At 75.6% G+C, this 19,618-nt stretch carries 15 protein-coding genes and 2 riboswitches; of the genes, 5 read left to right on the top strand and 10 right to left on the bottom strand.

The features are described from left to right. Window positions 1-88: 88 nt before the first annotated feature. The gene (locus tag NDAS_RS08060) at window positions 89-1,579 is read right to left on the bottom strand and encodes a bifunctional cobalt-precorrin-7 (C(5))-methyltransferase/cobalt-precorrin-6B (C(15))-methyltransferase (RefSeq protein ID WP_013152658.1); all 1,491 of its coding nucleotides are present in this window, start codon (window positions 1,577-1,579) and stop codon (window positions 89-91) included. Between the two features lie 50 nt (window positions 1,580-1,629). Beyond that, window positions 1,630-1,771, top strand: a riboswitch (cobalamin riboswitch). 34 nt (window positions 1,772-1,805) lie between these two features. Here NDAS_RS08060 and NDAS_RS08055 point away from each other — a divergent pair. The 3 genes from NDAS_RS08055 (at window position 1,806) to NDAS_RS08045 (ending at window position 6,258) form a co-directional block, all read left to right on the top strand. Continuing rightward, entirely contained in the window at window positions 1,806-3,899 is a 2,094-nt protein-coding gene (locus NDAS_RS08055; protein ID WP_041552561.1) for a VWA domain-containing protein, read from the top strand. Next, window positions 3,899-4,513, top strand: coding sequence for a cob(I)yrinic acid a,c-diamide adenosyltransferase (cobO, locus tag NDAS_RS08050; protein WP_013152656.1), 615 nt, complete (start codon window positions 3,899-3,901; stop codon window positions 4,511-4,513). Before NDAS_RS08055 ends, cobO begins: the two co-directional genes overlap by 1 nt. A 170-nt stretch (window positions 4,514-4,683) precedes the next feature. Continuing rightward, window positions 4,684-6,258 (top strand): cobyrinate a,c-diamide synthase, encoded by a 1,575-nt coding sequence (locus NDAS_RS08045; protein WP_013152655.1) that lies wholly within the window; start codon window positions 4,684-4,686, stop codon window positions 6,256-6,258. Between the two features lie 52 nt (window positions 6,259-6,310). Here NDAS_RS08045 and NDAS_RS08040 read toward each other — a convergent pair whose 3' ends face one another. Then, window positions 6,311-6,502, bottom strand: coding sequence for a hypothetical protein (locus NDAS_RS08040; protein ID WP_013152654.1), 192 nt, complete (start codon window positions 6,500-6,502; stop codon window positions 6,311-6,313). A gap of 38 nt (window positions 6,503-6,540) precedes the next feature. Then, window positions 6,541-7,716 (bottom strand): winged helix DNA-binding domain-containing protein, encoded by a 1,176-nt coding sequence (locus tag NDAS_RS08035; RefSeq protein ID WP_013152653.1) that lies wholly within the window; start codon window positions 7,714-7,716, stop codon window positions 6,541-6,543. 131 nt (window positions 7,717-7,847) lie between these two features. On the opposite strand from NDAS_RS08035, the gene NDAS_RS08030 reads away from it, so the two are divergent. Then, window positions 7,848-8,522 (top strand): TetR/AcrR family transcriptional regulator, encoded by a 675-nt coding sequence (locus NDAS_RS08030; protein ID WP_013152652.1) that lies wholly within the window; start codon window positions 7,848-7,850, stop codon window positions 8,520-8,522. Between the two features lie 189 nt (window positions 8,523-8,711). Next, a complete protein-coding gene (locus tag NDAS_RS08025) occupies window positions 8,712-9,305 on the top strand; it encodes a Uma2 family endonuclease (RefSeq protein WP_013152651.1) in 594 nt (197 codons plus the stop codon). A 52-nt stretch (window positions 9,306-9,357) separates the two neighbouring features. Here NDAS_RS08025 and NDAS_RS08020 read toward each other — a convergent pair whose 3' ends face one another. The 7 genes from NDAS_RS08020 to NDAS_RS07990 form a co-directional block, all read right to left on the bottom strand. Continuing rightward, the gene (locus tag NDAS_RS08020) at window positions 9,358-10,077 is read right to left on the bottom strand and encodes a cobalt-precorrin-6A reductase (RefSeq protein ID WP_013152650.1); all 720 of its coding nucleotides are present in this window, start codon (window positions 10,075-10,077) and stop codon (window positions 9,358-9,360) included. Next, the gene (locus NDAS_RS08015; RefSeq protein ID WP_013152649.1) at window positions 10,074-11,657 is read right to left on the bottom strand and encodes a cobyric acid synthase; all 1,584 of its coding nucleotides are present in this window, start codon (window positions 11,655-11,657) and stop codon (window positions 10,074-10,076) included. The genes NDAS_RS08020 and NDAS_RS08015 overlap by 4 nt, the downstream gene beginning before the upstream one ends. Before the next feature lie 98 nt (window positions 11,658-11,755). Continuing rightward, a complete protein-coding gene (gene cobF / locus NDAS_RS08010) occupies window positions 11,756-12,499 on the bottom strand; it encodes a precorrin-6A synthase (deacetylating) (RefSeq protein WP_013152648.1) in 744 nt (247 codons plus the stop codon). Beyond that, a complete protein-coding gene (gene cobN, locus NDAS_RS08005) occupies window positions 12,496-16,119 on the bottom strand; it encodes a cobaltochelatase subunit CobN (protein WP_013152647.1) in 3,624 nt (1,207 codons plus the stop codon). The genes cobF and cobN overlap by 4 nt, the downstream gene beginning before the upstream one ends. Continuing rightward, the gene (locus NDAS_RS08000) at window positions 16,116-17,171 is read right to left on the bottom strand and encodes an ABC transporter ATP-binding protein (protein ID WP_049800295.1); all 1,056 of its coding nucleotides are present in this window, start codon (window positions 17,169-17,171) and stop codon (window positions 16,116-16,118) included. Before NDAS_RS08000 ends, cobN begins: the two co-directional genes overlap by 4 nt. After that, window positions 17,168-18,184: a FecCD family ABC transporter permease gene (locus NDAS_RS07995; RefSeq protein WP_013152645.1), complete on the bottom strand. Its 1,017-nt coding sequence runs from the start codon at window positions 18,182-18,184 to the stop codon at window positions 17,168-17,170. The genes NDAS_RS08000 and NDAS_RS07995 overlap by 4 nt, the downstream gene beginning before the upstream one ends. After that, window positions 18,181-19,221 carry an ABC transporter substrate-binding protein gene (locus tag NDAS_RS07990; RefSeq protein ID WP_013152644.1) on the bottom strand — a complete coding sequence of 347 codons (1,041 nt, stop codon included), beginning with the start codon at window positions 19,219-19,221 and terminating at the stop codon, window positions 18,181-18,183. The genes NDAS_RS07995 and NDAS_RS07990 overlap by 4 nt, the downstream gene beginning before the upstream one ends. 59 nt (window positions 19,222-19,280) lie before the next feature. Beyond that, a riboswitch (cobalamin riboswitch) is annotated at window positions 19,281-19,494 on the bottom strand. Between the last annotated feature and the right edge of the window lie 124 nt (window positions 19,495-19,618).

The raw sequence follows: 19,618 nt of genomic DNA, 5'->3' as shown, positions 1-19,618 counted from the left end.
GGCGGGTTCGCGTGGAGGGAGGGGCGTGCGTGGGGGTCGAGGGCTCCCGTGCCTCCGGCGCCTGGGCGCGAAGCAGCGCAGCGGAGGGTCAGGGCAGCACCGCCAGACACCACTGGGTGACCGTGCGGGCGGGCGTCCAGCCGGTGAACCCGCCGATGGGCGCGGTGGTCTCGACGGCGATCCGGGTCAGCTCGCCCCCGTGGCGCCGGTGGGCGTCGGCGAGCAGGTGCTCGGTCTCCAGCGTCACCCCGTGCACCACGATCCGCCCTCCCGGCCGCAGCGCCCCCAGGCAGGCGTCGAGCACGCCCGGCCGGGTCGCGCCGCCGCCGACGAACACCGCGTCGGGCGCGGGCAGCCCGGCCAGCGCGTCCGGCGCGCGGCCGGTGACCACGTCCAGGCCGGGAACGCCGAGGCGGCCCGCGTTGCGGCCGATCCGCGCGGCCCGTTCGGGGTGGGCCTCCACCGCCGTGGCGGTGCAGGAGGGGTGGGCGCGCATCCACTCGATGCCCACCGAGCCCGCGCCAGCGCCCACGTCCCACAGGTGCTGGCCCGGCGAGGGGGCCAGGCGGGCCAGCGCCGAGGCGCGCAGGTCGCGCTTGGTGAGCTGCCCGTCGTGTTCGAAGGCGTCGTCGGGCAGCCCCGCGACCAGGCCGTGGCCGGGCGGGCCCAGGAGTTCCAGGGCCAGCACGTGCAGCGGGGGCACCGTGCCGGGAGGTGACGCGAGCCAGTGGTCGGCGGTGGTCTCCAGGCGCGACTCGGAGTCCGCGCCCAGGTCGCCCAGCACGGTCATCCGGCTGGCGCCGTAGCCCGCGCCGACCAGCAGGGCGGCGACCGCGGCGGGGGTGGCGCCGTCGGAGGAGAGCACCAGGACGCGGTGGCCGGGGGCGAGCTGGCGCAGCAGCAGGCGGGGGTCGCGGCCGACCAGGCCCACCACCGCGCAGCGTTCGGCGGGCCAGCCCATGCGGGCGCGGGCCAGGGCGACCGAGGAGACGGCGGGTTCCACCCGCACGGCGTCCGCGCCCAGCAGGTCGATCAGGGTGGTGGCGATGCCGGACACCAGGGGGTCGCCGGAGGCCAGCGCCACGGTGGAGGGGCCGTCAGGGGAGGCGCTGTCGGCGGAAGCTGGGTCGGCGGAGGCGGCGTCGAGCGAGGCCAGCAGAGGCGGCAGGCCCTCGCGCAGGGGTGAGGGCCAGGCCAGGCGGCGCTGCCGGGGCCGGTCGGGGAGCATCGCCAGGTGCCTGCGCCCGCCGAGCACCGTGTCGGCGGCCAGGACGAGCGCGCGCAGCCGCTCGGGCAGGCCGGGCCAGCCGTCCGCGCCGATGCCGACGACGGTGATCCGGCGCCCGGTGGGCGGGGAGACCCCGTCCTCCCGCGCAGCGGCACGGTGGGTGACGGAAGCAGGCTCCGCGCCGCAGGCGTCCGTTGAGGGTGCACCACTCCCCCGCGCAGCGGCATCCGGGCGGTGGCGGGTGACGGAAGGGGGCTCCGCGCCGCAGGCGTCCGTTGAGGGTGCACCACTCCCCCGCGCAGCGGCATCCGGGCGGTGGTGGGTGACGGGAGGGCGGCTGTCGTCCTTCATTCCTCGGACGCTATCGTGGCGGCAGGCATGAGGTGCCCCAACGGCCCAGCCATCGGAAACGGTGGGGACGGCCGGCGGGGAGAATCTGGGAAGCCCGGTGAGACTCCGGCACAGGCCCGCTGCGGTGAACCGAGCCTTCCGTCCAGGAAGGACCCGGCAAGTCCGAAGACCGGCCTCGCGCCCGTCCCTTACCGATGGCGACATGAGCGGGAGCCTCTACATGCCATTGCGGTCACCGCACTACCCCTTTTCCGCGATCGTCGGCTGCGACGCCGAGGAACTCGACGACCTGGGCCTGTCCCTCGTCCTCACCAGCGTCTCGCCGGAGATCGGCGGCGTCCTGGTGCGCGGCGAGAAGGGCACCGCCAAGTCCACCGCGGTCCGGGCCCTGGCCTCCCTCCTGCCGCCCGTCGACGTCTACCAGGGCGACCGGTTCTCCGTGGACCCCGCCGACCCGGCGCAGCACTCCCCCGACGGGCCCTTCGGGTCCGGCACGGCCGTGGAGAGCCGCCCGGTGCGCCTGGTCGAACTGCCCGTCGGCGCCACCGAGGACCGCGTCCTGGGCTCCCTGCACCTGGAACAGGCCCTCACCCACGGCAGGGTCGCCTACGAACCCGGCCTGCTGGCCCGGGCCCACCGCGGCATCCTCTACGTCGACGAGGTCAACCTCCTGCACGACCACCTGGTCGACCTGCTGCTGGACGCCGCCGCGACCGGCCGGGTCACCGTGGAGCGCGACGGGTTCTCCGTGGAGCACGCGGCCCGGTTCCTGCTCATCGGCACCATGAACCCCGAGGAGGGCGAGCTGCGCCCGCAGCTCCTGGACCGGTTCGGACTCACCGTCGAGGTCGCCGCGCCGTCCGAGCCCGCGATCCGCGCCGAGGTGGTGCGCAGGCGCATGTCCCACGACGCCGACCCCGCCGCCTTCGCCGGGCGCTACCACGGGGCCGAGAAGGCGCTGGCCGAACGCATCGCGGCGGCCCGGGAGGCACTGGGCCGGGTGCGCCTGTCCGAGGCCGCGCTGCTGAAGATCGCCGAGGTGTGCGCCGCCTACGACGTGGACGGCCTGCGCGCCGACATCGTGACCGCGCGCACGGCGATGGCGCACGCGGCCTGGTCGGGCCGGACCTCGGTCACCCGGGCCGACATCCGCCGCGCAGCCACGCTCGCCCTGCCGCACCGGCGCCGACGCAACCCCTTCGACGCGCCGGGACTCGACGAGGAGCTCCTGGACCGGATCCTGGGCGACGAGGAACCGCCGCCCGACCCCCCGGAGCCGCCGGGCCCGCAGGGGACCGACGACGGCGACGATTCCGAAACCCCGTCAGACACACAGGACCCACAGGATCCCTCCGACAACGCCAGTCCCCCGGACAACGCCGGGGACACCGGGGAAGCCGAGACCTCCGGCGGCGAACAGCCCGACCCGGAGCGCTCCCCCGCCTCAGCCGAGCACGCGCCCGAGGACGCCGAGGGCGACTCCCCCGAACCCCGCCCCTCCGGCGCCTCCCCGACCACCGCCAGGGCCGCCGCCCCCTACCGGACCCGGCTGCTCACCGTGCGGGGCTCCGGCGAGGGCGCCGACGGCAGGCGCAGCCGGGCCGTCGGCACGCGGGGCCGGCGGATCGGCGCCGCCGAGCCCGGCCGGGGTGCGGGCAGCGCGGTCCACCTGGTGGAGACCGTGCGGGCCGCCGCGCTGCGGCCCCAGGGCGGCGGCCGACTGCGGCTGCGCCCCCGCGACCTGCGCGTCGCGGTCCGCGAGGGTCAGGAGACCAACCTGGTGCTGTTCTGCGTGGACGCCTCCGGCTCCATGGCGGCGCGCAGGCGTATGACCGAGGTCAAGACCGCGATCCTGTCCCTGCTCCTGGACGCCTACCGGCGCCGCGACAAGGTCGGCCTGGTCACCTTCCGGGGGCGCGAGGCCGAACTCACGCTGCCGCCGACCCGTTCGGTGGACGTGGCCGCGGCCCGCCTCGACGACCTGCCCGCCGGGGGGCGCACCCCGCTGGCCGAGGGCCTGGAGGAGGCGGCCCGCGTCCTGCGCCGCGAGCGGCTGCGGGACCCGAGGCTGCGTCCGCTCCTGGTCGTGGTCACCGACGGCCGGGCCACCGGCGGCAAGGGGGCGGTGGGCCGCGCGATGGCCGCCGCCGACCACGTCGCCGGACTGGGCGTGACCACCGTCGTGGTGGACGGGGAGTCCGGGCCGCTGCGCCTGGGCCTGGCCGCCTCCCTGGCCGCCCGCCTGGGCGCCGACCACATGCCCGTCAGCGAGGTCAGCGCCGACGCGCTGGGCACCGCCGTACGAGAGAGGGCCGCCTGATGCCCAAGGGACAGCCGCTCGTCGTCCCCGACGACGGGCTCACCACGCGCCAGCGCCGCAACCAGCCCGTGTTCGCCGTGCACACCGGTGACGGCAAGGGCAAGTCGACCGCCGCGTTCGGCCTCGCGCTGCGCGGCTGGAACCAGGGCTGGCGGATCGGGGTGTTCCAGTTCGTCAAGTCGGCGAAGTGGCGCATCGGCGAGCAGACCGTGCTGGAACGCCTGGGTGAGCTGCACGAGCAGACCGGCGAGGGCGGTCCGGTCGAGTGGCACAAGATGGGTTCGGGCTGGTCGTGGAGCCGTCGCAAGGGCGACGCCGAGGACCACGCGGCGGACGCCGCCGAGGGCTGGGCGGAGATCAGGCGAAGGCTCGCCGACCAGACGCACGACCTGCTCATCCTGGACGAGTTCACCTACCCGCTCAACTGGGGCTGGGTCGACGTCGAGGACGTCCTGGCCGCCCTGCGGGACCGCCCCGGCCGCCAGCACGTGGTGATCACCGGCCGCCGCGCCGACCCGCGGCTGCTGGAGGCCGCCGACCTGGTCACCGAGATGACCAAGGTCAAGCACCCCATGGACGCCGGGCGCAAGGGGCAGCGGGGCATCGAGTGGTGACCTCCCGAGGCGCCTCGGAGGGTTCGCGAAGCCGGACGGCAGGGCCCGCGGAGGCCGCCGGGGAGTACGCGGGAACCGGAGAAGCGGGGGCCGGACCGACGCCGTCGGCCCGGCCGACAGGGCTGCTCCGGCCGACACCGCGTGCACGGCCGACGGCGCTGCCCCGGCTGATGATCGCCGCGCCCATGACCGGGCAGGGCAAGACCACGGTCGCGACCGGGCTGATGGCGGCGCTGCGCGACGCCGGGTACGCGGTGAGCGGCCACAAGGTGGGCCCCGACTACATCGATCCCGGCTACCACGCCCTGGCCACCGGGCGTCCGGGCCGCAACCTCGACCCGCACCTGGTCGGCGTGGAGCGGGTGGCGCCGCTGCTGCTGCACGGGGCGCGCGGCGCGGACGTCGCCGTCATCGAGGGTGTGATGGGCCTGCACGACGGGCGGCTGGGCACGGACGGGTTCGCCTCGTCCGCGCACGTCGCGGCCCTGACGCGGACACCGGTGGTGCTGGTGGTGGACGTGTCGCGGATGTCGCGTTCGGTGGGCGCGCTGGTGGCGGGGATGGCCGCCTACGACCCGGCGGTCGAGGTGGTCGGGGTGATCCTCAACCAGGCGGGTTCGGTGCGCAACGTCGCCGAGATCACCCGGGCCACGCACCTGCCCGTCCTCGGCGTGGTCCACCGCGACGAGCGGCTCGCCAGCCCGTCCCGGCACCTGGGACTGGTTCCGGCGTCGGAGCGGGCGGAGTCGGCGCGCGTGGTCGAACGGCTCGGGGAGCACGTCGCGCGCCAGGTGGACCTGGACGCGCTGCTCGCGGTGGCCCGTTCCGCGCCCGCGCTGGACGCCCGGTCCTGGGATCCGGCACTGGCACTGGGAACACCCGCTCCGGGGTCCCTGCCCGAGGACCCGGCACAGGCGCGGGAGACATCGGTTCCCGGTACTCCGCTCGAAGGTCGGACACGGGCATGGGAAAACTCGGGTCCCGGCACCCCGCCCGAAGACCCGGCGCGGACGCGGGAGGAGTCCCAGGCTCCCCACGCAGCCCACACGGACCACGAGACCCACACGGTTCGTGCCCCCGGAGGACCCGGTGAGCGCCACACAGCCCACACCGACCACGGACCCCACGAACCCCCCGCGTCCCGGCGGCCGGTGGTCGCGGTGGCGGGCGGCCGGGCCTTCACCTTCCGCTACGCCGAGACCGAGGAACTGCTCACCGCCGCCGGGTGCGAGGTCGTCGCGTTCGATCCGCTGGGCGACACCGCGCTGCCCCCGGGCACCCGGGGCGTCTACCTCGGCGGCGGCTTCCCCGAGGTCTACGCCGGTGAGCTCGCCGCCAACCGCGGCCTGCTGACCCAGCTGCGCGAGGCGGCGCGGGACGGGGTGCCGACCGTCGCCGAGTGCGCGGGTCTGCTCTACCTGGCCGAGTCCCTGGACGGCGAGCCCATGGCCGGGGCCGTCCCCGCGCGCGCCCGGATGACGGGGCGGCTCACCCTGCGCTACCCCGAGGCGGTCTCACCGGGGGACACCCTGCTGACCCGGGCCGGAGAGCGGGTCACCGGGCACGAGTTCCACCGCACCGCCCTGACCCCCGGTGCCCGCGGCGACCTCCCGGCGTGGGAGATCGAGGGAGCGCCGGAGGGTTTCGCCTCACCGACGCTGCACGCCTCCTACCTGCACGTCCACTGGGCCGGACACCCCCGGCTCGCCGCCCGCTTCGCGGACGCCGTGCGCGCCGCCGTCTGACCGGGCGCCGCGGACAGCGGCACCCGGCCGGGCGACCCCTGCGGCGGCCCTCTCAGCGGGGCCCGCCGGGGTCGCCCGCCTTCCCGGCGCCGGTGGCCCGCCGGGTGGACCCGGCCGCGAGGAAGGCCGACACGAGCGCCGCGTAGACCACGAGTATCGCCTGCTGGATACCGTAGAGCCCTCCGAGCAGCCCCAGCGGTGGCTGGCCTCCCGGGAAGGCCGCGTATCCCAACGAGCTGACCACGGGCACCCTCGCCGCGGCTCTCGCGGGGTCGTCCGCCCTCACTCCCACGCGGCCCGGGCGGCCCTCATCGCGGGCGACACGTAGCCGGTGCCGATGCGGACGCCGTCGAGCCACTCGGTCAGGCGCGCCGCCTCCTCCCCCAGGGCCCGGCGCGTGGCCGTCGACACCGGTTCGAGCAGGTGCACCCGGACCGCGCCGGAGCCGTCCTGCACCCACGTCCCGACCACGCGGCCGTCCGCCCAGGCGGTCGTGCCCGCGTTGCCGCGGTTGTCGAAGAGCTGCTGGCGGTGGGGGCCCAGGTAGAAGTCCCGGCCGCGCCAGCCCATGACGGTCGGGTCGAGCACCGGCAGCAGGGCGACCCACGGGCCCGGGTCGGCCGTCCGGCCGAGGTCGTCGGGCAGGAGCCAGCCGGTGGCGCCGCCGTCGAGGGAGACCATGACGGCGCCGAGTTCGGCCAGCGCCGTGCGCACCGCCGTCTTGGTGGACCCCAGCCACCAGACGATGTCGTCCTCGGTCCCCGGTCCGAAACTGTGCAGCCAGAGGCGGACGAGCTCCCGGTAGCCCTCGGCGGCGCTCCACGGGGCGGGAACGCCGTCGAGCCAGTGCCCGGTCAGGGTCCAGCGCGGCTGCGAGACCGCGAAGCGGCCGGTGTTGGCGCCGCGCACGATGTCGGCGGCTGCGCCGAGGAGGGTGAGCACCCGCGGCGCCGACCACACCTCACCCGCCGACCCCGTCACCCTCACGTCGATCCTCGGCACCGCCCGGCGCACGTCGGCGGCCACCAGTCCCTCGGGTTCGTCGGCGAGCAGGGCCAGGACCTCGGCCCCGGCCCGGTCGAGCCAGGCGTCGCCGTCGTCGGCGATCCCCTCCCTGACCAGGTCCTTGCGCATGCGGGCGCGCTCCGCGGCGGCGACGCGCGCGGAGGCGCTCGGCCACACGGCGGGCAGCAGTTCGCGCGGGAACACGAAGAGCGTGCGCCGCATCGCCAGCTGCTTCACCAGCCTCCGCTCCTCGTAGAGCGCCCTGTCGAGGTCGGCCACGGTCAGCGAGGGCACGCGCGCCCGGCACGACAGGTAGACGGTGGCCGGTTCGGTGGCGTGCAGCGCGGTCACCGCCCGCGTGGCCGCCTCCGGGGAGTCCGCGTGGAAACCCGCCGCCAAGGCGTGCCGAACGCCGATGCGGGCGCGCCGTTCGTCGTCACTCACGTGGTGCATCGGCTCATCGTGCCACACCGTCCGGACATTTCGATACGTGCCAGTTCCGGAACTCTTCCGTTCCTGAACTACTCTGTTCCGGAACTGGTGTGTATCGTTCTGACCAGCGGTGAGACGAGGAGGAGACCGCCATGACACGAGACAGCGACACCCGCGCCCCCGCCGCACCCGGCGGCGGTCCCGCGCGCCCCGGCCGCAGGCGGGACAGCTCCCGTGACGGCGCCATCCTCGACGCGACGCTGGAGGTCCTGGCCGAAGCCGGGTTCGCCCGGCTGACGATGGACGCCGTCGCGGCCCGGGCCGGAGCCGGGAAGGCCACGCTCTACCGCCGCTGGCCCTCCAAGACGGAACTGGTGGTCGACGCGGTGGCGCGCATGAAACGCGACCAGGTCGACACCGGGAGCCTGCCCGACACCGGCGACCTCCGGGAGGACCTGCTCGGCCTGTTCCGGCCCCAGTCGGCACGGGAGGGCGAGCGCAGGCTCCGGATCATGGCGGGACTGGCCTCGATGCTCGTCCAGGACGAGGCGTCCGCCGACGCCGTCAGCGCCGCGATCGTCCAGCCCTGGGCCGAGGCCCACCGCCTCCTCATGCGGCGCGCCGTCGAGCGCGGGGAGGCCTCGGCCGCGGCCGACGTCGACACCCTCTCGCAGGTGGTCGCGTCGATGGCCGCCTACCGCGCGCTCGTCCAGCGCAGGCCCTTCGACCGGGACTTCCTCGTGTCGCTGGTGGACGGCGTCCTGATGCCCGCACTGCGCGGCCCCCGGGCCGGGACCCCCTCAGCGGAACCGGAACGCACGTCCTGACCAGCCGGACACGGGAGCCGTGCGCGTCCGCGCGTCCCGAGCGTCACCTTTCCCGGGCTCGACGGTGTCCGGGTTCTCATGGCGGTACCGACCCCGGTCATCGCCCGGAGTCCACGCGTCGAGCCCCTCGGGGAGCACACGTGTCCTGCACGAAGCGTTGGCCTAGAATGTGCGCTGGAGGAGCCCACCATGACCGTTGCGGACCACCACCCACCGCCCACCCACCCATCCGTCACCGTCCAACAGTTCGAGCCCATCGCCCTGGCTGCCGAGCGCGAGGACGTCAAACTCGAATACGTCAACGGAAAGATCTGGGCCGAAGGCGTGACCGACGGGGACCACAACAGCATCCTGACGTGGCTGTTCCGCCAGTTCATGGCACACCGGCCCGACCTGGACCTCACACAGGGCCAAGGCCTGAAGGTCGACACCTACCGCAACGGACGCGCCCGCCCCGACGGCATCCTGACACCGGTCGGCTACTTCGACGGCCAAGGCGAATGGGCCGAGCCCGACGGGGTTCTCGCCGTCATCGAGGTGACCTCCTGGGACGCCGACACGCACGCCCGCGACCGGGTCGAGAAGCCCGCTGCCTACGCCGCCACCGAAATCCCCGCCTACCTGTTGGTCGACCGTGACGTGAACGCCGTGGTGGTGCACTCCCGTCCCGAACACGGTGAGTACCAGGACCGGTCAAGGCACGTCTACGGCGACAGGGTCGAGATCCCCGGCACCGGGATCATCCTGGACACCGACGAGCTGAAGAGCCGGTTCGCCCGCTGACGCGGCCCGCGCGCACCGGTGGCGACGGCCGCGACCGTCCCACGGTCTCCCCTCACCCCAGGGCGGTCACCCAGGCGAACGCGGCGGTCACGTCGTGGACGGTGGGCACGCCGGTCGGACCCGGCGGGCGCCGCACCACCACGACCGGAACGCCCAGCAGCCCGGCCGCCTCCATCTTGGGCCGGGTGTAGGCGCCGCCGGAGTCCTTGGTGACCAGCACGTCCGCGCGGTGCCCGCCCATCAGGTCCAGTTCGCCGTCGAGGGTGTACGGCCCCCGGCTGGTCAGCAGGGACCACGTGCCGGGCAGCGCGAGTTCGGGGACGTCCACCACCCGGGCCAGGACCGCCCGCCGCTCCAGCCTCGGCACGAAGCGGGCGAGCTCCTGGCGGCCCACCGTGAGGAAGGGCCGCTCCCCGAGCTCCGCGACCCGCTCCGCCGCCTCCTCGTGGGTGGCGGCGTACCGCCAGGCCGGGTCGGGGTCCCAGCCCGGCCGCTCCAGCCGCAGCAGGGGAAGGTCCGTGCAGGCGGCCGCCGCGTTGGCGGTCATGCCCAGGGCGAAGGGGTGGGTGGCGTCCACGACCGCGTCGTAGGAGGCCAGCGCCGCGCGCAGACCCGGCACTCCCCCGAAGCCGCCGATCCGGACCCGGCCCACCGGCAGGCGGGGCCGGGCCACCCGCCCGGCCAGCGACGTGGTCACGTCCACGCCCGCCTCGACCAGGAGGGCGGCCAGCTCACGGGCCTCGGACGTTCCCCCCAAGAGCAGCAGCCTCACCGGGACACCTCCGCCCCGGGCCCGCGCCGCGGGCGTGCGGCGGGCGGGGCTCCCGGGGCCAGCACGGGCAGACCCGCCGGGGCGCCCTCGCGGGCCAGGGCCAGCAGGGCGTCCACGTCCAGGTGCTCCTCCGCCAGGTCGGCGAGCAGGTCCAGGCGCCGCTCCCGGGCGGCGGCGAAGCGCACCCCGGAGGGCGCGCAGCCCAGCGCCTCGGCCAGGAAGGCGGCGCGGAAGGCGTCGCCCTCCAGGCTGCCGTGCCACATGGTGCCGAAGACGTTGCCCGCGCGGGCGCCGCCCGGGAACCCCTCCGCGCCGCCGCCGACCGTGACCCGGCCGTGGTGGATCTCGTAGCCGTGCGCGGGCGCCCCGAGCGCCTCCCCCGAGGGCAGGCGCAGGGTCTTGTCCGCGGTGAAGTCGGTCCGGGCGTCGAGCAGCCCGAGGCCGTCCGCGCGCGCCCCGGGTTCGGCCTCGACCCCGTCGGCGTCGGTGACGGTGCGGCCGAGCATCTGGAACCCGCCGCAGATCCCCAGCAGCGGCCGACCGCGCCGGGCGTGCTCGACGATCGCCCGGTCGAGCCCGCGCGAGCGCAGCCAGGCCAGGTCGGCCAGGGTGGAGCGGGTGCCGGGCAGGACGACCAGGTCGGCGTCGGCCACGTCGCGCGGGCCGGAGGCGAAGACGACGTCCAGGCCCGGTTCCAGCCCGAGGGCGTCCACGTCGGTGAAGTTGCTGATCCGGGGCAGGCGCACCACGGCCACCCTCAGCCCCGCCCCCCCGCGCGTCCGGCGGCCCTCCAGGTCCAGGGCGTCCTCGGAGTCCAGCCACAGCCCCGGGTCCCACGGCAGGGTGCCGTAGACCCGGCGGCCGGTGAGCCGCTCAAGGTCCTCCAGGCCGGGCCGCAGCAGCCCGGGGTCCCCGCGGAACTTGTTGACCACGAAGCCCGCGACCAGCTCCTGGTCGGCGGGCTCCAGCAGGCCCACCGTGCCGTACATCGCGGCGAAGACGCCGCCCCGGTCGATGTCGCCGACCACCACCACGGGCAGGCCCGCGTGCCGGGCCAGGCCCATGTTGACGTAGTCGCCCGCCCGCAGGTTGATCTCGGCGGGGCTGCCCGCGCCCTCGGCGACGACGACGTCGTGGCGGGAGGCGAGGTCGTCGTAGGCGGCGTGCGCGGCCTCGGCCAGGTGGCGGCGGCCCGCCTCCCAGTCGGCCGAGGAGACGTCCCCGGCGGGGTGGCCGAGCAGGACGGCGTGGCTGCGCCGGTCGGTGCCCGGTTTGAGGAGCACGGGGTTCATGGCGGGCTCGGGCACGGCGCGGGCCGCCAGGGCCTGCACCCACTGGGCGCGGCCGATCTCCGCCGGGCGGCCGTCGGGGCCGTGGCAGACCATCGAGTTGTTGGACATGTTCTGCGCCTTGTAGGGGGCGACCCGCGCGCCTCGGCGCGCGAAGGCCCGGCACAGGGCGGTGGTGACCACGCTCTTGCCCGCGTCGGAGGTGGTCCCGGCGACCAGCAGTCCTCCTCCACGGCCGCGGCCCACCGGGGCCTGCGGCCCGTCACCACCCTCAACGGACACGCTCCGCACGCGGTCCTCCCCTCCTCGCCGCCCGCCGTCGTCCGGCGGGACCGCTCCGCGCGGGGACGGGCCACCACCACCGGCCGGAGCCCCCGGCCCGGTTCCGTTCACTTCGGCCTCCTCAGCAGCGCGACGTCCATCACCCAGCCCGCCCGCGCCCTGGCCCGCCTGCGGCGCGCGGCGATGTCGAGCTGCGCCGCGCCGACCCGCCCGGCGACCAGCTCCTCGGTGTCGGTGCCCAGGTTGGCGCCCCACCAGACCGTCCAGTCCCTCAGCTCGCCGAACGCCAGCTCGCCCCCGAGCACGGCCTCGCCCCCGAGCATGACGACGATGTTGTCCTGCCCCGCCGCCACCGCCTCGCCCAGGCGGCGCGCGGGGGTCACGTGCACCGGACGGCCCACCTCGTGCAGCACGATCCGGTGCCGCGCCGCGAGGAGCTGGGGGGCGCTGACGCCGGGGAGCACGTCGTACTCCACCTCGACGGCCCCCCGATCGGCGATCCGTTCCACGATCCGCAGCGTGGAGTCGTACAGACCCGGGTCGCCCCAGACCAGGAACGCCGCGGTGCCGCCGCGTTCGCCCAGCACCCGCTCGTAGGCGGCGACCCGCGCCTCGTGCCAGGCGGCCACCGCGGCCGCGTAGTCCGCCGGGTCGTCGCGGTCGCGTTCGGGGTCGGGCACCGCGACCAGCGGCACGCCGTGCGCCTCGCACACGGCCCGGCGCAGGGCCAGCAGCCCGTCGTCCCCGCGTTTTCGGGCGGCCACCGCGTAGTCGCAGCCGCGCAGCGCGTCGGCGACCTCCGGGGTGACGTGCCGCGGCCCCATGCCGATGCCCAGGATGCGCACCCTCACTCGGACCGGTCCTCCAGGTCTCCCTCGACCTCCAGGTAGACCTCCTGGAGGGCCTCCAGCGTCGCCGGGTCCGGCTCGGCCCACAGGCCGCGCCGGGCGGCCTCGTGCAGCCGCTCGACGATACCGTGCAGCGCCCACGGGTTGGAGCGGCGCAGGAACTCCTGGGTGTCGGCGTCGAGCACGTACTCGGCGGCGAGCCTGTCGTACATCCAGTCGTGCACCACACCGGCCGTGGCGTCGAAGCCGAAGAGGTAGTCGACGGTGGCGGCCAGCTCGAAGGCTCCCTTGTAGCCGTGGCGGCGCATGGCCGAGATCCAGCGCGGGTTGACCACCCGGGCCCGGAACACGCGGGCGGTCTCCTCGGCCAGGGTGCGGGTGCGCACCGCGTCGGGCGAGGTGGAGTCGCCGACGTAGGCCTTGGGGTCGGCGCCGGTGAGGGCGCGGACGGTGGCGATCATGCCGCCGTGGTACTGGAAGTAGTCGTCGGAGTCGGCGATGTCGTGCTCGGCGCTGTCCACGTTCTTGGCCGCGACCTTGATCCGGCGGTAGTTGGCGCGCATGTCGTCGGCCGCCGCGACGCCGTCCAGGCCCCGCCCGTAGGCGAAGCCGCCCCAGGCCGTGTAGACCTCCGCCAGGTCGCGGTCGTCGCGCCAGGTGCCCGACTCCACCACCTGGAGGATGCCCGCGCCGTAGGAGCCGGGCGCGGAGCCGAAGATCCGGGTGGTGGCGCGGCGCCGGTCGCCGTGCTCGGCCAGGTCGGCGCGGGTGTGGGCGCGCACGAAGTTGCCCTCCTCGGGCTCGTCCAGGTCCGCCACCAGGTTCACCGCGTCGTCCAGCATGGCGACCACGTGCGGGAAGGCGTCGCGGAAGAAGCCGGAGATGCGCACCGTGACGTCCACGCGCGGGCGGCCCAGCTCCTCCAGCGGCACCACGTCCAGCCGCGAGACCCGGCGCGAGGCCTCGTCCCACTCCGGGCGCACGCCCAGCAGCGCCAGCACCTCGGCCACGTCGTCGCCGGAGGTGCGCATCGCCGACGTGCCCCACACCGACAGACCCACCGACTCGGGGTAGGTCCCGGTCTCCTCCAGGTGGCGGCGCAGCAGGGACTCGGCCATCGCCTGCCCGGTCTGCCAGGCCAGCCGGGAGGGGACGGCGCGGGGGTCGACGGTGTAGAAGTTGCGGCCGGTCGGCAGCACGTTGACCAGGCCGCGCAGCGGGGAGCCGGAGGGGCCCGCCGGGACGAAGCCGCCCGCCAGGGCGTGGACGACGTGGTCGAGTTCGTCGGTGGTGCGGGCCAGGCGCGGCGCCACCTGCGCGGCGGCGAACTCCAGGACGGCGCGCACCCCGGGGTCGTCGTGCAGGCCGGACGCGGCGGCCGGGTCCCAGCCCGCGGCCTCCATCCGCTCCACGAGGTCGCGGGCCAGGGCCTCCACCCGGTCGACCTCGACGGCGGGCGCGTCCTCCTTCAGGCCCAGCGCCGAACGCAGACCGGGCACCGCGGCGCCCACCCCTCCCCACACCTGCGCGGCGCGCAGGACGGCCAGGACCAGGTTCACCCGGGCCTCCCCCTCGGGCGCCTCGCCGAGCACGTGCAGGCCGTCGCGGATCTGCGCGTCCTTGATCTCGCACAGCCAGCCGTCCACGTGGAGCAGGAAGTCGTCGAACTCCTCGTCGTCGGGCCGCTCCTCCAGGCCGAGGTCGCGGTGCATCTCGGCCGCGCGCATCAGGGACCAGATCTCGCCGCGGACGGCGGGCAGCTTGGCCGGGTCCATGGCCGCGATGTTGGCGTGCTCGTCGAGCAGCTGCTCCAGGCGGGCGATGTCCCCGTAGGACTCGGCGCGGGCCATCGGCGGGATGAGGTGGTCCACGACCGTGGCGTGGGCGCGGCGCTTGGCCTGGGCGCCCTCGCCCGGGTCGTTGACCAGGAACGGGTAGACGAGCGGCAGGTCGCCGAGCACCGCGTCGGTGGCGCAGGCGGCCGAGAGCGCGGCGTTCTTGCCCGGCAGCCACTCCAGCGAGCCGTGCTTGCCCAGGTGGACGACGGCGTGGGCGCCGAAGCCGTGCTCCAGCCACCGGTAGGCGGCCAGGTAGTGGTGGCTGGGGGGCAGGTCGGGGTCGTGGTAGATGGCGATCGGATTCTCGCCGAAGCCGCGCGGGGGCTGGACCAGGACGACGACGTTGCCCGCGCGCATCGCGGCCAGGACCAGCTCGCCGGCGTCGTTGACGTAGAGGCCGCCGGGCGCGGCGCCCCACGCCTCGGCCATCGCCTCCCGCAGCGGGGCGGGCAGTCCCTCGGTCCAGGCGGCGTACTCCTCCGGGGTGATGCGCACCTGGGCGTCGGTCAGCTGCACGGAGGTCAGCCAGTCCTCGTCCTGGCCGCCCGCCGCGATCAGGGCGTGGATCAGCGCGTCCCCGGCCTCGGTCTCGTCGGGCAGGTCCAGGCCGGGCAGGGCGCCGGGCTCTCCCAGGTCGTAGCCCTCGGCGCGCATCCGGCGCAGCAGGCGCACCAGCGAGCGGGGCGTGTCGAGCCCGACGGCGTTGCCGATGCGGGAGTGCTTGGTGGGGTAGGCGGACAGGACCACCGCCACGCGCTTGTCGGCGGCGGGCACGTGCCGCAGCCGGGCGTGGGCGACCGCGATCCCGGCCAGGCGGGCGCAGCGCTCGGGGTCGGCGACGTAGCGGGGCAGGCCGTCGCGGTCGATCTCCTTGAAGGAGAAGGGGACGGTGATGATGCGGCCGTCGAACTCGGGGATGGCGATCTGGCTCGCCGAGTCCAGCGGGGTGACGCCGTCGTCGGAGGCCTCCCAGTCGGCGCGCGGGCTCGTCAGGCACAGCCCCTGGAGGACGGGAACGTCCAGGGCCGCCATCCGCTCCACGTCCCACGCCTCGTCGTCCCCGCCCGCGCTCGCGGACGCGGGCACGCTGCCGCCGGCCGCCAGGACGGTGACCACCAGGGCGTCGAAGCCGCCGAGCGCCTCGTACAGCTCGTCGGGCGCCGAGCGCAGCGACCCGGCGAACACGGGCACGCCCACGGCCTGCCCGGTGGCGTCGACGGCGTCGGCCAGGGCGTGCGCGAAGGCGGTGTTGCCGCCCGCCTCGTGCGCCCGGTAGTAGAGGACGCCCACCTTCGGCAGACCCTCGTCGGAGGCGGTGGCGGACGAGGCGGGCGCGGAGCCGCGCGGCCGGTCGCGCTCGGCCAGTCCCCACAGCGGGACGGGCGCGGGAGCCTCGAACCCCTCGCCGGTCAGCAGCACGGTGTCGGACAGGAAGGCGTGCAGGCGCGCGAGGTTGGCCGGGCCGCCCTCGGCCAGGTAGCGGTGGGCGTCGGCCGCCAGGCCGATCGGGACGGTGGAGTGCTCCATGAGTTCGGCGCTGGGCTGCTGCTCACCGCCCAGGACGACCAGCGGCGTGCCCCGTTCCCGGACGGCGGCCAGGCCCGGCCACAGGTCGTGCGGGGAGCCGAGCAGCCGCACCACCACCAGGTCGGCGCCCTCGACGACGCCGGTGAGTTCGGCGTCGGAGGCGCGGGAGGGGTTGGCCCACGCGTACGCGCGGTCGCTGGCCCGCGCGGAGAGCAGATCGGTGTCGGAGGTGGACAGTAGTGCGATCCGTACCGTCATGGCCGGATTCCTCCTTCGGGGTTGGCTCCCCATCGTCGGTCGGACCGTTCGGGTCCGGGGGTCGTCCGCGCCTCGGCGGCGGGGGCGTCACTGTGGCGCGGCGGCTCGGAGCCGCGGCGCAGGAAGCGGATCACCGGGTGCCCGGGTCCGGGTTCGACCTCGGCCCGGACCCCGTAGACCTCCTCGATGAGGGCGGGGGTCAGGACCCGCGGGGGCGTGCCCTCGGCGACGACGCGCCCGCCGCACAGCACCAGCAGCCGGTCGCAGTACATCGCGGCCAGGTTGAGGTCGTGCAGGGCGATGACGGTGGTGACCGGCAGGCCCGCGACCAGTTCCATGAGGTCGAGCTGGTACTGGATGTCGAGGTGGTTGGTCGGCTCGTCCAGCAGCAGCTCGCTCGGCTCCTGGGCCAGGGCTCGGGCGATCTGGGCGCGCTGGCGCTCACCGCCGGAGAGCGTGTGCCAGGACCGGTCGGCGGTACCGGTCAGGCCGGTGCGCTCCAGAGCCGCCGCGACGGCGTCCGCGTCGGCCGCGGACATGGGCGTCCAGGCGCGGCGGTGGGGGACGCGCCCCAGGGCCACCACGTCGCGGACGGTCAGCTCGGTCTGGGTGTGCGCGTTCTGTTCGACGGCGGCCACGCGCCGCGCCACCGCCCGGCGCGCGGTCCGGTCGAGCGGCGTCCCGTCGAGGGCGACCACGCCCGCGGAGGGCGCCAGGACACCGGAGAGCAGCCGCAGCAGCGTGGACTTGCCCGAACCGTTGGGGCCGAGCAGGCCGACGGTCTCGCCGGGGCGCGGAGCCAGGGTGACGCCGTCCAGGACGAGCCCTCCGCCGATCAGGCGGCTCACCCGTTCGGCGTGCAGGCCGGCCCCGGCGGGCGCGCCGCGCCGCGTCCGGTCCCCTCCTTCGGGCCGTCGGCCGTCGGTCGGGGGCGCCTGGCGCACGGGCGGGCCGCTCCCGCCGAGCACCAGCGGCGCGGCGTCCCTCCCCGGCGCCGCCGCGGAGGACGCGCCGTCGCGGCCGCGCGCCACCGCCTGGTCGGATGGGGTCATGTGTGCCTCCTGGCGCGGTAGAGCACGGCGACGAAGGCGGGCACCCCGATGAGGGAGGTCACCACCCCCACCGGGATCTCCTGGGGGTCCAGCGCGGTGCGGGCGACCGTGTCCACCCACACCAGGAAGACGGCGCCCGCCAGCGCGGTGACCGGCAGGAGCCTGGCGTGGGCCGCGCCGGTGAGCGCGCGGGCCGCGTGCGGCAGGACCAGCCCCACGAAGCCGATCGCCCCGGCCGAACTGACCAAGGCGGCGGTGAGCAGCGCGGTGGCGCACAGCAGCACCATGCGGGCGCGAGCCACCCGCACGCCCAGGTTCGCCGCGGCCTCCTCACCGAAGGCGAACGCGTCCAGGGTGGTGGTGTGCGCCAGGCACACGGCGAGCACACCGGCCAGCACCGCCGCGCACAGCACCACGTCGTCCCACCCGGCGCCGCTGAGGGAGCCCAGCAGCCAGAACAGCACCCCGCGCGTGGTCTCGGCGTCGGCCGAGGTCAGCACGATGAACGAGGTCAGCGCCGAGAACAGCTGCATGGCCGCCACCCCGGACAGCACCACGCGGTCCATGCTCGCGCCCAGGGTGTGCGAGAGCAGCACCACCAGCCCGAAGGAGACCAGCGCGCCGACGAAGGCGCCCGCCGACAGCGACACCACCGCGCCGCCCCAGCCCAGCACCAGCACCGCGACCGCCCCGGTGGAGGCCCCCGAGGACACCCCGAGCACGAAGGGGTCCGCCAGCGGGTTGCGCAGCAGGGACTGCATGACCGCCCCGCACAGCGCCAGCCCCGCCCCGCACACCGCGGCGAGCAGGGTGCGGGGCATGCGCAGGTCCCACACGATGCCCTCGCGCAGCGGCGACAGGCCGCTCTCACCCCACCCCAGCCGCGCGGCGACCGACCTCCAGACCTCGGCCGTGGTGATGTCGGCGGGGCCGATGGTCACCGCGACCGAGACCGACACCGCCAGGAGCACCAGTCCACCGCAGGAGAGCAGCGCCAGACGCGCACCGCTCACCGGCCGAGCCCGAGGCCGCGCAGACCCTCGGCGACCTGCTCGATCCCCTCGACCGTGCGGATCGAGGGGTTCATGGCCTGGCCGCTGAGCAGGACGTAGCGCTCCTCGCGCACGGCGGTGAGGTTGCTCGTGGCGGGGTGGGACTCCAGGAACGCGATCTTGGCGTCGGCGGACTCCGCGGTCTGGGAGTCGCGGGTCAGGTCGCCGAGGACGATGACGTCGGGGTCGCGGTCGGCGACGGTCTCCCAGTTGATCTGGGGCCACTCGTCGTGGGTGTCGTCGAAGGCGTTGCGCGCGCCGACCGCGCGGGTGATGGCGCCGGGGGCGCCGCAGCAGCCCGCGAGGTAGGGCGACTGGGAGTTGGCGAACCAGTACATGAGGGAGACGCCGGAGGCGTCCAGGTCCGCGGTGGCCGCCGCCACCCGCCCCTCCAGCTCGGCGATCAGCTCCTCCCCGCGCTCCTCGACCCCGAACAGCAGGGCCAGGTCGCGGATCTCGCCGTACACGGCGTCGAGGGTGAGCGGTTCGCTGCGCGAGCCGTCTCCCCCGCTGTCGTTGTCCTTGCCGGTGGCGCAGTCGGTCGGGGAGACGTAGGTGGGCACGCCCAGTTCCTCGAACTGCTCGCGGGTGGCGACACCGCCCGTGCCGAGCGTGGAGACGAAGGAGGCCGTCACGAAGTCCGGTTCGGCGTCCAGGACCACCTCGAAGGAGGGGGCGTTGTCGGCCAGGCGGGGGATGCCCCCGTTGGCCTCCTCCAACCCCTCCATGATCGGATCGGTCCAGGTGGCGGTGCCGACGAGGCGGTCCGCCAGCCCCAGGGAGAGCAGGATCTCGGTGCTGCCCTGGTTGAGGGAGACGACGCGCTCGGGCGGGGCGTCGACGCCCACCCGGTGTCCGCAGTTGTCGACCGCGCGGGCGCCGTCGGCGTCGGCGGCCTCCGTGCCGCCGCTCCCCCCTTCCGGGGAGGGGGCGCAGGCGGTGAGCAGCAGGGCGGAGGCGAGCAGGAGGGGAAGGGGGCGCGGGGCGCGACGCAGCATGGGCATGCCTTGGATGTCGGGGCTCGAACGCGGAGCCTGGCACGGGACGCCTCCGCGCACTCGACGCGGAGGGGCCAGCAGGTCTTCGGACTCGGGTTCGCCCGGACGGGGTGCCTTCCCAGGTCGGTGCCGCCTCGACTCCGTGGTCGCCGCGGCCTCCGCCCCAGTGGCGTGAGTACCCCGCCCGTCCCCCTCACCGCTGCGCGTCAGTTCCGGATTCGCACCGGATTCCCTGACCACGTACGTGGTACGACTGGCCCCGGCAGACTATCAAGGCCCCCTCGGCCCCTCGCGGCCGGAAGGCGCACAGGGGCCGCGCCCGCGCCACCGCTCCGGTGCCCGCCCCGGTCAGCGCGGCTCCGGGGAGCCGGTGGAGCGCTGGGGCCGCGCCCTCGCT

The sequence above is a fragment of the Nocardiopsis dassonvillei subsp. dassonvillei DSM 43111 genome (assembly GCF_000092985.1).
GTDB lineage: Bacteria > Actinomycetota > Actinomycetes > Streptosporangiales > Streptosporangiaceae > Nocardiopsis > Nocardiopsis dassonvillei.
This window is presented reverse-complemented; position numbering and strand designations above follow the sequence as displayed.

Coding starts and splice junctions, on each gene's coding strand:
- NDAS_RS08000 (WP_049800295.1), bottom strand. CDS start 17,171: ATGACCCCATCCGACCAGGCGGTGGCGCGCGGCCGCGACGGCGCGTCC.
- NDAS_RS08025 (WP_013152651.1), top strand. CDS start 8,712: ATGACCGTTGCGGACCACCACCCACCGCCCACCCACCCATCCGTCACC.
- NDAS_RS08035 (WP_013152653.1), bottom strand. CDS start 7,716: ATGCACCACGTGAGTGACGACGAACGGCGCGCCCGCATCGGCGTTCGG.
- cobO (WP_013152656.1), top strand. CDS start 3,899: ATGCCCAAGGGACAGCCGCTCGTCGTCCCCGACGACGGGCTCACCACG.
- NDAS_RS08045 (WP_013152655.1), top strand. CDS start 4,684: ATGATCGCCGCGCCCATGACCGGGCAGGGCAAGACCACGGTCGCGACC.
- NDAS_RS07990 (WP_013152644.1), bottom strand. CDS start 19,221: ATGCTGCGTCGCGCCCCGCGCCCCCTTCCCCTCCTGCTCGCCTCCGCC.
- NDAS_RS08030 (WP_013152652.1), top strand. CDS start 7,848: ATGACACGAGACAGCGACACCCGCGCCCCCGCCGCACCCGGCGGCGGT.
- NDAS_RS08060 (WP_013152658.1), bottom strand. CDS start 1,579: ATGAAGGACGACAGCCGCCCTCCCGTCACCCACCACCGCCCGGATGCC.
- cobN (WP_013152647.1), bottom strand. CDS start 16,119: ATGACGGTACGGATCGCACTACTGTCCACCTCCGACACCGATCTGCTC.